This is a genomic window from Micromonospora sp. NPDC050795 (assembly GCF_044456785.1).
In the GTDB taxonomy this organism is placed as follows: domain Bacteria; phylum Actinomycetota; class Actinomycetes; order Mycobacteriales; family Micromonosporaceae; genus Micromonospora.
This window is the reverse complement of record NZ_JBITGE010000021.1, coordinates 76,040-89,606: the sequence shown is the minus strand read 5'-3', so window position 1 is coordinate 89,606 and position 13,567 is coordinate 76,040. Positions and strand designations below refer to the sequence as shown.

The window sequence follows — 13,567 nt, the reverse complement described above, 5'->3', positions numbered from 1 at the left end:
CGGGATGGGGGCGGGTCAGGCGGCGGAGAAGACGCCCTGGTGGAGCACCGGCACGACGTTTGACACGCCGATCCGGACCGCGATGTCCACGTCCGCGGCGAAGCCGCTCTCGGTCAACTCCCGTCCGGAGACGCTGCCGCGGACCGCGGCGGGCAGATCCGGGGTGCTCGCCAGCGCGGCGAGCGCCATGGCCGCCTCCACCGAGAGCCCACCGGGCACACCGGAGAGGGCGTCCAGCACCGAGGCAGCGCCGAGTTGGTCCTCCACCGACGGTCGCAGCGACCCGTCCGGCCACCGTTCCCCCGAGGCGATCACGCCGATCGGGGCGTCCAGCGTGCCGTACCCCTGGCGGCGCAGCCAGTGCCCGACGGCGCGCGCGTTGCGCAGGCACGCCGCGACCACCGGCAGACCGGTGGCGCTGGCGGCGGCGCTGATGGCCGAGCCGTTCGGGGAGGGCAGCACGAGGTCCGCCACCACCGGTGCGCTGCTCAGCGCGGCGGGCGAGAGCGACCACGGATGTTCCGCGGTCGTCTGCCGCCGCCCGACCGCAGCGGTCGCACCGACCCGGACGGCGTACTCGGCCGCCTGCTCACCCCAGGGGAACGGGTGCACCCGCATGCCCCGGGCGACCGCCACCTCCACGGCGGTGGTGAACGAGAGAACGTCCACCACCACCAGCGCCGCGCAGACCCGGCCGAGTTCGGCCGCCCCGGTCAGCCCCCAGTCGAACCGGGCACCCGATCCGGGCTGGCCGTGGACGGCGGCCGACAACGCCTCAGCGCTCGTCAGGCGACGGCTCGGTGACACCGGAGTCAGGCTCGGACACCTCGCCCGGCTGCTCTGATCCGATCGGCTCGACCGCGCCAGTCTCCGGAGACGGACCCGAGGATGCGATCGGCTCGGAGACCACCTCGGCCGCGTCGACCGGCTCGGCCGGCTCGCCCGGCAGCGGTACGGCCTCGACCGCACCCGCCACACCGGCGGCCGGCGCGGGCACCTCGACGGCCGCCGAACCCCCGAAGAGGCGCGGCAACGTCTCGGTGTGCGCGGTACGCAGCTCGTCCAGGCCGATCCGGAACTGGCCGTGCACCTCGAGCGCTCCACCGGACGGGTCGGTGACGCCGATCAGCTCGAACGGCACGCCCCGCTCGGCGCAGAGCGCCGCGAACGCCTTGTCGTGGCCGCGCGGCACCGAGACCAGCGCCCGCGTGGCGGACTCGCTGAACAGGTAGACGAACGGCATCGAACCCTCGGCGAACTGCTCCGGCACCGCGACCCGGGCACCGACGCCGCGACGCAGGCAGGACTCGACCAGGCTCTGGGCCAGGCCCCCGTCGGAGAGGTCGTGTGCCGAGCTGAGGTGACCGACGCGGGCCGCCTCGGCCAGCAACTCGGCGAGCGCCTTCTCGCGGAGAAGGTCGACCTGCGGCGGGATACCACCGAGGTGCTCGTGCGTCACCCAGGCCCACTCCGAGCCGGACAGCTCCACGTTCGTCTCGCCGAGCAGGTAGAGCTGGTCGTGGTCGCCAGCGGCGCGCGGCGCGAAGCCCATCGGCACCCGGTCGGCGACGTTGTCCAGCACACCCAGCACGCCGACAACCGGGGTCGGGTGGATGGCCGCCGCGCCGGTCTGGTTGTAGAAGCTGACGTTGCCGCCGGTCACCGGGATGCCCAGCTCCAGGCAGCCGTCCGCCAGGCCGCGTACGGCCTCGGCGAACTGCCACATCACGCCCGGGTCCTCCGGCGAACCGAAGTTGAGGCAGTTGGTCACGGCGATCGGCTTCGCGCCGGTCACCGCGACGTTCCGGTACGCCTCGGCCAGGGCCAGCTTGGTGCCGTTGTACGGGTCCAGTCGGGTGTACCGGCCGTTGCCGTCCACCGACAGCGCCACACCGAGACCGGTCCGCTCGTCGATCCGGATCACGCCGCCGTCCTCCGGCTGGGCGAGCACCGTGTTGCCCAGCACGTAGCGGTCGTACTGCTCGGTGACCCAGGTCTTGTCGGCCAGGTTCGGCGACGCGATCATGCGCAGCACGGTCTCGCGCAGCGCGTCCGGGTCGGCCGGGCGGGGCAGCGTCTCGGCACGGTCGGCCTGGAGCAGGATCAGGTCGGCCGGCTCGCGCATCGGCCGGGCGTAGACCGGGCCGTCGTCCACCAGCGAACCCGGCGGCACGTCGACGACCAGGTGGTCCTGCCAGGTGATCAGCAGGCGACCCGGACGGCCGTCCGGCTCCGGTGCGGTGACCTCACCGATCGCGATGGCGAGAACGCCCCACTTCTCGCAGGTCTTGAGCACGGCGTCGAGCTTGTCCGGCTCGACGACCAGCAGCATCCGCTCCTGCGACTCGCTGGCCAGGATCTCGTGCGGGTCCATCGAGGGCTCACGCAGCGGCACCCGCTCCAGCCAGACCCGCATGCCGGTGCCGGCAGCGGCGGCGGTCTCGGTGAGCGCGCAGGTCAGGCCGGCGCCGCCGAGGTCCTGAATACCGACGACAAGTTCGCCGTCGTACAGCTCAAGGCACGCCTCGATGAGCAGCTTCTCGGTGAACGGGTCGCCGACCTGCACGGCGGGTCGGCGCGCCTCGCTGCCCTCGTCGAAGGTGGCGCTGGCCAGCACCGACACGCCGCCGATGCCGTCACGGCCGGTCTTGGCGCCCATGAGGACGACAACGTTGCCCGGCCCGGCGGCGGCCTTGTTCTGCAACCGGTTGACCGGCAGCACGCCCAGGCAGAGCGCGTTGAGCAGCGGGTTGCCCTGGTAGGAGGGGTCGAAGACCAGCTCGCCACCGATGTTGGGCAGGCCCAGGCAGTTGCCGTAGCCGCCCACTCCGGCGACCACGCCGGTGAGCACCCGGGCGGTGTCCGGGTGGTCCGCGGCACCGAAGCGCAGCGGGTCCATCACCGCGACCGGGCGAGCGCCCATGGCGAGGATGTCCCGGACGATGCCGCCGACGCCGGTCGCCGCGCCCTGGTACGGCTCGACGAAGCTCGGGTGGTTGTGCGACTCGACCTTGAAGGTCACCGCCAGTTCGTCGGAGATCTGCACGACACCGGCGTTCTCACCGATGCCGGCGAGCAGCCGGTCGCTGTGCGGGGCCTTCTCGCCGAACTGGCGCAGGTGCACCTTGCTCGACTTGTAGGAGCAGTGCTCGCTCCACATGATCGAATACATCGCCAGCTCGGACTGCGTGGGCCGGCGACCGAGGATCTGCCGGATCCGGTCGTACTCGTCGTCGCGCAGACCAAGCTCGGTGTACGGCTGAAGCTCGCCCGGGGTGCCACCGGCGCGCGGCACGGTGTCCACGCCCTCGGCCCAGACGGCGGCGGCCGGCTGGGCGGGAGCGGTCGCCGGTGCGGCCGGCTGCGCGGGGCTCGGCTCGGCCGGCTGCGCCGGGGCGGAGTACGCCTCCGGCGTGTCCCGTACCGGATCCGGATGGGTGGTCATGACCTCTCCTCGCTGCGCTCGTGCCCGCCGAAGCCGCTAGTCGCACTCATGCCGGCGCCCCGACCAGGTGCTTGAGGACCGACGTGAAGAAGCCGAGGCCGTCCAGCGAAGGGCCGGTGAGCGCCTCCACCGCGTGCTCGGGGTGCGGCATGATGCCGACCACGTTGCCGGCGGCGTTGGTGATCGCGGCGATGTCGCGCTGGGACCCGTTGGGGTTGCCGCCGACGTAGCGGGCGACCACCCGACCTTCGGCTTCGAGCTGGTCCAGCGTCGCGGTGTCCGCGACGTAGCAGCCCTCGCCGTTCTTGACCGGGATGAGCACCTCCTGGCCGGGCTGGAACGCGTTGGTCCACGCCGTCCCGGCCGACTCGATGCGAAGGACCTGGTCCCGGTTGCGGAAGTGCAGGTGCTGGTTGCGGGTGAGCGCGCCGGGCAGCAGGTGCGCCTCGCAGAGGATCTGGAAGCCGTTGCAGATGCCGAGCACCGGCAGGCCACCCTGGGCGGCGTCCACGATCGTCTCCATCACCGGGGCGAACCGGGCGATGGCGCCGCACCGCAGGTAGTCACCGTAGGAGAAACCGCCGGGCAGGACGACCGCGTCGACACCGTGCAGCTCCGGATCGCCGTGCCAGAGCCGGACCGGCTCAGCGCCGGCTATCCGGACGGCCCGGGCCGCGTCCCCGTCGTCGAGCGAGCCGGGGAAGGTGACCACACCGACCCGGGCGGTCACGAGCGGGCGTCCGCGGTCTCGTCGGCCTCGACCACGCGGACGGTGAAGTCCTCGATGACCGGGTTGGCGAGCAGCTTGTCGGCAATCTCCCGGGCGCGGTCCAGGTCCGGTTCACCGGTGAACTCGATCTCGATGCGCCTGCCGATCCGAACCGAGGCGACGTCACCGACGCCGAGCCGGGGCAGCGCGTTTGCGACGGCCTGGCCCTGCGGATCAAGGATCTCGGGCTTGAGCATGACGTCGACGACGACGCGAGGCACTGGGCACTCCTGACTGTGTACGCAGTTGGGTGCCGACCCACAAATGGGCGAGCGCAGCCAGCGTACCTGGCAGATATCGCCGCGGACGCACCGGCCGGGTGCGGTTCAGGCAGTGATCGACATTACTGACGCTCAGGGTGACACGCCAGGCGCTACAAGTGGCCCTAGCAGGACGTATACGGCGCAGTGGGTGGCCGAATTGTTACATCGGGCAACCTCGATGACCTTCATGACAACGCTCGATGACCTCCTTGATAACGATCGCGTCGCGCCCTACTCTACATCGACATAGGTCGATCTGCCGGCGCCGGAGCGCCCGCCGTCCGGCGCCGCCCGCGCCCGGCGACCCCGGGCCCGCCCCGTCCAAGGAGTCCACCCGATGCGCATCCGCCCCCTGCTCACCATCCTCAGCACCGCGCTGGTCGGCGCCCTCGGCGTCACGTCCGCCGCGTCCGCCGCCCCCGCCGGCCCGCAGCCCATCATCGGCGGCGGCACCGTGTCGTCCGCCCCCTGGGCCGCCGCGGTGCTCAGCAACGGCTCGTTCACCTGCTCCGGCAGCGTCATCGCCGCGCAGTGGGTGCTCACCGCCCGGCACTGCATCAGCGGCACCATGTCGGTGCGCGTCGGAAGCGTGAATCGCACCTCCGGCGGGGTCACCCGCACGGTCAGCGCCACCTACACCCGCAACGACCTCGCGCTCATGCGGCTCTCCAGCACCGTCAGCACCTCCGCGGTCAGCCTGGCCAGCAGCAACCCGCCGATCAACTCGACGAACTCGATCTACGGCTGGGGCATGACCTGCTACAGCGGCTGCTCGGCGTCCACCCAGCTCAAGACCGCCACCGTCCGGGTGACCAGCAACGGCGCCACCGACGCGTACGGCGGCCAGGCGATCCGCAGCTCCCGGATCAACGGCAACGCCTGGCGCGGTGACTCCGGCGGCCCGCAGTTCTACAACGGTCTGCAGGTCGGCGTCGCCTCCACCGCCGACGGGTCGAGCATCCAGAACTACGGCAGCGTCGCGTACAACCGGGCCTGGATCACCTCGGTGGCCGGTGTCTGACGGTTAGCGCCCCGCTCGGCGCGGATGGTCGGCCACGTGCCGGCCGTCCGCGCCGCGTCGTTTTGCAGCATCCGATCAGGTGAACAATGCACCCGATCGGGTCGGGCCACTCCTGACAGCATCGGAACCGTGCTGGTCGTGACGACAGAGCAACTGCCCGGCTACGAGATCCGCCAGATTCTCGGTGAGGTGGTGTCATCGATGGCCAGGACGCGCAACCCGTACCGCGAGGGTGTGAAGAACCTGCGCGGTGGCGCGTACGACCCGATGGCCCCGGACAACCTGACCCGGTGGCGCACCGACTCGGTGACCCGCCTCGGCGAGGAGGCCCTCCGGATCGGCGCGAACGCGGTGATCGGCATGCGGTTCGACAGCCGGGACTGCGGCGAGATGTGGATGGAGATCTGCGCTTACGGGACGGCGGTGGTCGCCGTACCCAAGATGCCCGAGGTCATGCCGGCCGACCAGCCGGCGGTCGCGGCGGAGACCGCCACCGACCCGGCCTTCGCCGAATCTCTTGGCGGCATCGCCGAACCCGCCAGCGCCCCCAACCTCCGCACCGCAGCAGAAACCCCAACCGGCGAGTAACCCCACCCACCGCGGCCCGGGTCCAGACCCCCAACCTCGTTGATCATGAAGTTGTTGCCACCCCAATCGGCGTGTCGTGGCAACAACTTCATGATCAACAGCCCGGGAGAGTAAGGGGTGGGGTGGGGTCAGAGGATGGGGGGTGGGCTGTAGGTGGCGGCGTTCGGGTGGGCCGTCACCACGGTGGTGATGCGGCTCGTCACGGCTGCCACCTGGGCCTGGGCGGCGCCGACGAAGGCGTTGCGGTCGGCGACCAGGGTGTCGATGTCGGCGCGGGACAGGCCGAGTCGGCCGTCCGCTGCCAGGCGGTCGAAGAGGTCGTTCTCCGGTGAGCCCTTCTCGCGCATCGCCAGGGCCACCGCCACCGCGTGCTCCTTGATCACCTCGTGGGCGACCTCCCGGCCGACGCCGCGCCGGACCGCCGCGACCAGGATCTTCGTGGTGGCCAGGAACGGCAGGAACCGCTCCAGCTCCCGGTTGATCACTGCCGGGTACGAGCCGAACTCGTCGAGCACGGTGAGGAACGTCTGGAACAGCCCGTCGGCGGCGAAGAACGCGTCCGGCAGGGCCACCCGGCGGACCACCGAGCAGGACACGTCCCCCTCGTTCCACTGGTCACCGGCCAGCTCGCCGACCATCGACAGGTAACCACGGATGATCACGGCGAAGCCGTTCACCCGCTCGGAGGAACGGGTGTTCATCTTGTGCGGCATCGCGCTGGAACCGACCTGACCCGGCTTGAAGCCCTCGGTCGCCAGCTCCTGGCCGACCATCAACCGGATCGTGGTGGCCAACGAGGACGGCGCGGCGGCCGTCTGGGCCAGCGCGGCCAGCACGTCGAAGTCGAGCGAGCGCGGATAGACCTGCCCGACGCTGTCCAGCACCCGCGAGAAGCCCAGGTGCTCGGCGACTCGCCGCTCCAACTCGGCCACCTTGTCGGCGTCACCGTCAAAGAGGTCGAGCTGGTCGGCGGCCGTACCGACCGGTCCCTTGATCCCCCGCAGCGGGTAGCGGGCGATCAGCTCCTCCAGTCGCTCGTACGCGATCAGCAGCTCTTCGGCCGCCGACGCGAAGCGCTTGCCCAACGTGGTGGCCTGCGCCGCCACGTTGTGCGACCGGCCGGTCATGACCAACTCGGAGTGCTCGTGGGCCAGCCAGGCCAACCGGGCCAGGGTGGCCACCACCCGGTCGCGGATCAGCTCCAGTGAGGCGCGCACCTGGAGCTGCTCGACGTTCTCGGTGAGGTCCCGGGAGGTCATCCCCTTGTGCACGTGCTCGTGCCCGGCGAGCGCGCTGAACTCCTCGATCCGGGCCTTCACGTCGTGCCGGGTGACCCGCTCCCGCTCGGCGATCGAGGCGAGGTCGACCTGGTCGAGCACCCGCTCGTACGCCTCGACAACGCCGTCCGGCACCGGCACTCCCAGGTCGCGCTGAGCGCGGAGAACGGCGAGCCAGAGCCGCCGCTCCATCCGGACCTTCTCCTCCGGGGACCAGAGGGCGACCAGTTCGGGCGAGGCGTACCGGTTGGCCAGCACGTTGGGGATCGTCGTCACGTGCCTCATTCTCTCCTACCCGGCGGCCCGTACGGCCGGCAGGCCAGGGCGGGTGCCGCTGGGGCCCGTTGGCCGTTTTGTCCGCCGGGGCGGCGCGCTACCAGCCGGTATCGGATCATGGTCTCCATCTGATCTCCGGCGAAGCCGAATCCACCCTTCACGACAGAGGGCATGCATGCGTAGAAAATTCCTCGCCGGCCTCACCGCGATCGCGGTAACCGGCGGCACCCTTCTGGCCACCGGCGCACCCGCCCAGGCAGACGACCCTGTGATGCTTCTGCACGTCAAGCAGGCCGACGCGAACTGCTCCGACCAGGGGCCCGGCTCCGACGACACGCCGTTCTGCACGATCGGTGCCGCAGCCGCCGTGGTGACCGCCCCCGGGGAGGTCTGGATCGACGGCGGCACCTACGCCGAGCGCGTCACCATCACCAGCTCTGGCACCCCGGAATCGGGAATCGCTTTCGTCGCCAAGACCACTCGCACCCCGGTGACGCTCGTCGGTCCCAACGCGGGGCTGGTCGTCGACGGCCAGCACGACATTTATATCCAGGAAATCAATGTCAGTGGGTCTGCCGACGTGCCCGCCCTCGATCTGCGGAACGCCTCGAACGTAGTGGTCGCAGGCGGCAGATTCACCATGGCGAACGTCGCCACCGCGCCCGCCATCCGACTCGCCAATTCGACGTGGACATGGCTGGATGGCCTCATCGCCACCGGAGCGACGCTCGCCGACGGATTGACGATGGATGCCTCCACCAGCGACGTGCGCGTTAGCAACACGCTGGTGTCGACCGCCCCGAACCACGGCGCCGCCGGTAGCGGCGTGGGCATTCGAGTCGACGGGCCGCGCAGCACGATCGTTGACGGCGATGTCGCCGGCTTCTCCGGAGCTGCCATCTCGGTGGGCCCTGCCGCCGCCGGGACGGTGATCGCCAACAACCGGATCAAGGGCGGGATCGGGTACGGCATCCACAACCGCGGAGCCGTGGGCACGGCCATCGCCAACAACGAGATCCAGGACCGCTGCCTGGGCGGCATCCAGGTTGACGGTGCATCGTCGCAGGTCTCGGTGCAGAACAACGTGCTCCGCAACAACGCCGCCTTCAACCAGGGCTACTGCGACCCGCAGGCTTCCGAAGGTGCTGAGATCGCGGTCCACGACGCCGCGGTGAGCGGCACGGTGATCGATTACAACAACACCTGGCACCAGTCCGCTTCCGCGACCGGCTACTCGTGGAACGGAACCAGGATGGGTCTCACCCAGTTCCGCACCGTCTCCGGGCAGGCCGCACACGACCGGTACACGTCGGATGTCCGGGAGAATGTCGACTCGGCGAACTCGACGGCGCCCGGCTACCAGGATCTCGACACCGAGGGCAAGCCTCGCCGGGACGATCCGGCAGTGGCGAACACCGGCGCCGGCCCGATCGCGTACGCCGACCGTGGCGCTGGTGAGTCCATCAAACACCCGGTGTCGTCCTTCGACGCCACAGTGGACCTCGCCACGAGCACGGTCAGGGTGGACGCCTCGGCCTCGACGCCGGGCTTCGTCCCGATCCGTGATTACGACGTGCGCTGGGGCGACGGAATCTCCACCAGCCACTCCAGTCCGATCGCCACGCACAAGTACGCCACGCCGGGCACCTACAACGTCACCGTCAGCCCCACCGGAACCGACGGCCTGACCGGCAGCAGCACCGAGCAGGTCAGCGTGCTGCGGCGCACCGCTTCCGTGGGCTTGCTCGCGATGTCGAACCGTCGCTACGTGGGAACGTCCGCGTCGGTTCTCCTGCCGAACCAGGCCGGGTTGACCGCCGCCGCGCAGTACGACCTGGGGGACGCCGGCAACGGCCAGGTGGCCCTCGTCGCGCGGTCCAACGGCCGCTACGTCACGCAGTCGGCCAACGAGTCCCTGAACGCCGTGGGCCAGGTGGTCGGCACGCCGGAGAAGTTCACTGTCGTCCGCAACAGTGACGGCACCGTCAGCCTCAAGGCGAGCAACAACCTGTACGTCACCGCCGACGCCAGCGGCGCCATCTCGATGAGCGCCAGCCGGTCCACCATCAGCGCCTCGGAGAAATTCGCCCAGGTGCCGGTCGCGGACGCGAACAGGTCGCTGAAGGCCAGCGTGAACGGCCGCTACGTGATAGCCGACGGTGCCGGTGTGAAGCCGCTGATCGCGAGCGCGGCGACCGTCGGCAGCTGGGAGCGGTTCGACATCGCCGACCTCGGTAGCGGTCAGATCGCCCTCTTCGCCCGCGCCAACAGCCGCTTCGTGTCCGCCGACGGCGCGGGCACCAAGCCGCTGATCGCCAACGGCCCGGCCGTCAGCACCTGGGAGAAGTTCGCCATGGTCCGCAACAGCGACGGCACGGTCAGCTTCAAGGCCGGCATCAACAGCAAGTACGTCAGCGCCGACGGCGCGGGCAGCAAGCCGCTGATCGCCAACGGCCCGGCCGTCAGCACCTGGGAGAAGTTCACCCTCGGCTGAGCCGGCGCGACCGAACGACGCCCGCCGGATTCTCAGGGTCCGGCGGGCGTCGTCGTGCGAGGGCCGATCAGCGCAGCTCGTAGACCGTGACGCTGCCGGAGACGAGGCGTACCTGGGCCAGCCCGGCCAACGCCGGCGACACCTCGCCGGCCCGGGTGTCGGCGAACAGCCACCGGACCCGGTAGTCGGCGCGCAGCCGGTCCAGGTCGGCCGTGGTGGGTGCCCGGAACACCCTCTCGTTCAGCGCGAACCGGGCCGGGTCCGGCGGATCCTGCCGTACGTATCCGAGACCCCGCCGTCCGTTGGCGGCCAGGGCGGCATCGGTGTAACCCCAACTCTCCACCACCGTCCGGTGCCCACCCAGCCCGGTCACCCAGTAGGCGCGGGCGTCGCAGTGCGCGGTGGTCGGCACCGGACGGCAGTGCACGTTGGTGGCCACCACGTCGCCGTCCGCCGCGTGCTCGTCCAGCCACAGCGCGGCCCGCATCTCCGCTGCCGTCACCGTGGACGGCTGCGCGACAGACGCGGGCAGCCCCGGTGCGACCTGGACGTACCGGACCGCTCCGTCGACGCCCCGGGCGACGCTCGCGCCGAGCAACGCCGCCGTGACGCCGGCCAACGCCACCGTTACGGTCCGCCGCCGCCCGCCGCCGTCGGGGCGACCCAGCAGCGCACGGACTCCGATCGCGACGAACGCGGCCAGCAGGAGAAGGACCGCGAGCCGCAGGTACGACCGGCCGAGGACGCCCATCCAACCGACCATGGTCGCGGCCGGCCGGGGCATCATGGGCACAAGGAGGTACGACGCCACGCCGAGCACCGCGGCGGACACCGCCACCGGCCAGGGCGGCCGGACGAGGGTGAGCAGCCACACGGTCAGCACCGCGCCGAACGGGAGCACGTCCAACCAGAAGTAGACCTGGCTCAGCGACGGATGGTGCAGGGTCCAGATGCCGCCCGCGCCGGCGAGCACCGCCCCCGACAGCAGCCAGGGTGCCGGATCGGCACGGCGTGGCCCGGCGAGGACCAGCATCCCGATCAGCCGGGGCAACTGCACCAGCAGCCACCAGCCGAGCAGGACGAACGTGAGCAGCCAACCGGACGCCCCCGCCCTGCTCAGACCGAACGGCAGCAGCCCGCCGCCGCGCACCCCGTCGCCCGCGCCGATGGTCTCCCGGTACTGCGGCATCGCGTGCAGGAACGCGAACGCCTGTGGGGCCAGGGTGCCCGCTCCGCCTCCGGCGAAGAGGAGATAGCCGAGGCCCATCGGCACCACCAGGCAGAGCAGGGTCGCGAGTGCCGGCCAGGGCACCCGCCGGCGCTGCTGCCACCAGGTGGCGGCGACGGCCACTGCGACGCCGGCGATCAGCGGCGGCAGCGCGCTGGACTTGGCGCCGGCACAGGCCAGCCCGAGTGCCGGCAGCAGCGCCCAGGCCACGCCCAGCGGTCGCCCGCGTACGGCGTCGACGCAGATGCCGGCGAGCAGCACCAGCAGTGGCAGGACGTACGTCTGTGACGGGCTGGAGAAGGAGAACGCGAAGGCGCCGTCCGCGATGGCCGAGTTGACGGCCACCGGCATGCCGAGGCCAGCCGCCGCGCCCGCCACCGGGCCCGCCCACGAGCGGCCGGTCAGGTCCCGGGCCAGGCCGGCGGTGACCAGCACGCTGACGACGGCAACCGGCGCCAGCCACAGCCGCAGCAGGACCGTTGCGGGTGGAATACCGGTGATCATGCTGCCGGCGGCCATGTGCGCGTCGGACAGGTAGTGGTAGCGCAGTGGCTCGCCGGCCATCTGCGGCAGTTGGAAGGGCAGGTCCCGGGTCAGCTCCTGGACCAGCGACAGGTGGTAGAGCAGATCCTGGTAGTAGCTGTGGTTAACCGGCGGGAGCGGCACCAGACGCCACTGCGCGACGGCCCACAGCAGCGCGAGCAGCAGCACAGCGACAACAGACCAGTGCCAGGCGAGAGGGAGCGGCCGGCGGGCCCCGACCCGCCAGTGTTGACGTAGCCGGGGAACGGCCAGGAAGGCGAGCACGAGGGGCACCGGCCACCATCGCAGCAGGTGCTGCTGACCGGTGGCCGCGGCGGCGATCCAGACGCCGAGTTCGAGCAGCAGCCCGGTGGCCGCGCCGAAGCCCAGGTCCTCCGGCAGGTTGCCGCGGCCACCGCGTACCGCCCGGTGCACCAGGGTGCCGGGTAACACCAGGGCCAATGACCAGTACGCCACATAGCGGAGCACGTCGACGGCGGGAACGTTGGTGTACGACCAGGCGGCCGGCAACGCGGCGAGGAGCACCGCCCAGGGCAGGGCCGCGACCACGGCGGACCGGAGTGACCGGGCGGATCGTCGGTCCGGCTGCGGCGCGGGCGCTGAGGCGGGTCGGTCCACCAACCCGAGCGAGTCAGGCACCGGCGCTACCCACCGGCGCGGCGGGAAACGGGGAGGCCAGCTCGGTGTCCGCCGAGTCGGCCCCGACGTGGTACGTCGGTCGACCCTGCACTGTCGCGTAGATCCGCCCGACGTACTCGCCGAGCAGGCCGAGACAGACCAGTTGCACGCCACCGAGGAGCAGGACCGCCACGAAGGTCGACGTCCAGCCGGGGATGGTCAGACCGCGCAGGTACGCCACGACGCCGAAGCCGATGAGGCCGAGGCAGGCCAGGAAACTGATCGCTCCCAGCCAGGTGGCGAGACGCAGCGGCGCTGCGGAGAAGTTGGCGATGCTGTCCCACGCGAGCGCGATCATCCGGGGCAGTGGATATTTCGTCTCGCCCGCCGCCCGAACCTCCCGGGAGTAGCGCACCTCCGCACTGGCGAAGCCGAGCGCGGGTACCAGCAGCCGGTAGACCGGGGTGCGTTCGGGCAGCTGACGCAGGGTCTCGATCACGTCCCGGCTGACCAGCCGAAAGTCACCGGCCTGGGCGGGCACCTCGGCGCCGACGAGCCGGCGCATCAGTTGGTAGTAGAGCTGCGCGGTTCGCCGTTTGAACACGGTGTCCGAGCTGCGGTCGGCGCGTACGCCGTACACCACGTCGACGCCCTGCTCACGGGCTACCCGCAGCATCTCGGCGACCGTCTCCGGCGGGTCCTGCAGGTCGGCGTCCAGGCTGACCACCCACTGCCCACGGGCGCGGTACAGCCCGGCGGTCAACGCCGCCTGGTGTCCACTGTTTCGGCGCAACTGGACCAGGCGCAGTTGCGGCCAGCTCCGCGCATGGGTGAAGAGCACCGAGACCGTGTCGTCCCGGCTGCCGTCGTTGACGGCCACCACCTCGTACTCAACGCTGAGCGCGTCGAGCACCGGACGCAGCCGGGCGATCAGGGCCGGGATGACCGCGGCCTCGTTGTACATCGGGATGACGACAGACAGCACCAACACTTACCGGCCCCGTTCCGGACGCAGGTGTCATCGAACGCACCTCGTTCGGGGGTG

At 71.1% G+C, this 13,567-nt stretch carries 10 protein-coding genes; 3 read left to right on the top strand and 7 right to left on the bottom strand.

Going from position 1 to position 13,567, the window contains the following annotated elements:
• Positions 1-15 precede the first annotated feature (15 nt).
• Genes ACIBEF_RS19685 through purS form a run of 4 tightly spaced genes read right to left on the bottom strand, consistent with a single transcriptional unit; the run spans position 16 to position 4,435 of the window.
• Positions 16-771, bottom strand: coding sequence for a 2-phosphosulfolactate phosphatase (locus tag ACIBEF_RS19685; protein ID WP_396794703.1), 756 nt, complete (start codon positions 769-771; stop codon positions 16-18).
• A gap of 4 nt (positions 772-775) precedes the next feature.
• Complete coding sequence (gene purL, locus ACIBEF_RS19680; RefSeq protein ID WP_396794674.1) at positions 776-3,445, bottom strand: phosphoribosylformylglycinamidine synthase subunit PurL; 2,670 nt, start codon at positions 3,443-3,445, stop codon at positions 776-778.
• Positions 3,446-3,491: 46 nt separating this feature from the next.
• Positions 3,492-4,175, bottom strand: coding sequence for a phosphoribosylformylglycinamidine synthase subunit PurQ (gene purQ, locus ACIBEF_RS19675; RefSeq protein WP_210784151.1), 684 nt, complete (start codon positions 4,173-4,175; stop codon positions 3,492-3,494).
• Entirely contained in the window at positions 4,172-4,435 is a 264-nt protein-coding gene (purS, locus tag ACIBEF_RS19670; RefSeq protein ID WP_350854676.1) for a phosphoribosylformylglycinamidine synthase subunit PurS, read from the bottom strand. Before purS ends, purQ begins: the two co-directional genes overlap by 4 nt.
• 379 nt (positions 4,436-4,814) lie before the next feature.
• Here purS and ACIBEF_RS19665 point away from each other — a divergent pair, with 379 nt between their 5' ends.
• Both ACIBEF_RS19665 and ACIBEF_RS19660 read left to right on the top strand, forming a co-directional pair.
• On the top strand, positions 4,815-5,498 hold the full coding sequence (locus ACIBEF_RS19665) for a S1 family peptidase (RefSeq protein ID WP_396794673.1): 684 nt from the start codon (positions 4,815-4,817) through the stop codon (positions 5,496-5,498).
• A 24-nt stretch (positions 5,499-5,522) separates the two neighbouring features.
• Complete coding sequence (locus ACIBEF_RS19660; RefSeq protein ID WP_357203695.1) at positions 5,523-6,086, top strand: YbjQ family protein; 564 nt, start codon at positions 5,523-5,525, stop codon at positions 6,084-6,086.
• A gap of 128 nt (positions 6,087-6,214) precedes the next feature.
• Here the strand turns inward: ACIBEF_RS19660 and purB are convergent, their stop codons facing one another.
• Positions 6,215-7,639 (bottom strand): adenylosuccinate lyase, encoded by a 1,425-nt coding sequence (purB, locus tag ACIBEF_RS19655; RefSeq protein ID WP_238689259.1) that lies wholly within the window; start codon positions 7,637-7,639, stop codon positions 6,215-6,217.
• 175 nt (positions 7,640-7,814) lie between these two features.
• Here purB and ACIBEF_RS19650 point away from each other — a divergent pair, with 175 nt between their 5' ends.
• Positions 7,815-10,133 carry a right-handed parallel beta-helix repeat-containing protein gene (locus ACIBEF_RS19650; protein ID WP_396794671.1) on the top strand — a complete coding sequence of 773 codons (2,319 nt, stop codon included), beginning with the start codon at positions 7,815-7,817 and terminating at the stop codon, positions 10,131-10,133.
• Between the two features lie 67 nt (positions 10,134-10,200).
• On the opposite strand, the gene ACIBEF_RS19645 is transcribed toward ACIBEF_RS19650, so the two are convergent.
• Together ACIBEF_RS19645 and ACIBEF_RS19640 are read right to left on the bottom strand one after the other, a co-directional pair.
• Positions 10,201-12,543, bottom strand: coding sequence for a hypothetical protein (locus ACIBEF_RS19645; protein ID WP_396794669.1), 2,343 nt, complete (start codon positions 12,541-12,543; stop codon positions 10,201-10,203).
• Positions 12,536-13,507 (bottom strand): glycosyltransferase family 2 protein, encoded by a 972-nt coding sequence (locus ACIBEF_RS19640; RefSeq protein ID WP_396794702.1) that lies wholly within the window; start codon positions 13,505-13,507, stop codon positions 12,536-12,538. The genes ACIBEF_RS19645 and ACIBEF_RS19640 overlap by 8 nt, the downstream gene beginning before the upstream one ends.
• Positions 13,508-13,567 lie beyond the last annotated feature (60 nt).

Coding starts and splice junctions, on each gene's coding strand:
- purL (WP_396794674.1), bottom strand. CDS start 3,445: ATGACCACCCATCCGGATCCGGTACGGGACACGCCGGAGGCGTACTCC.
- ACIBEF_RS19665 (WP_396794673.1), top strand. CDS start 4,815: ATGCGCATCCGCCCCCTGCTCACCATCCTCAGCACCGCGCTGGTCGGC.
- ACIBEF_RS19660 (WP_357203695.1), top strand. CDS start 5,523: ATGGTCGGCCACGTGCCGGCCGTCCGCGCCGCGTCGTTTTGCAGCATC.
- ACIBEF_RS19650 (WP_396794671.1), top strand. CDS start 7,815: ATGCGTAGAAAATTCCTCGCCGGCCTCACCGCGATCGCGGTAACCGGC.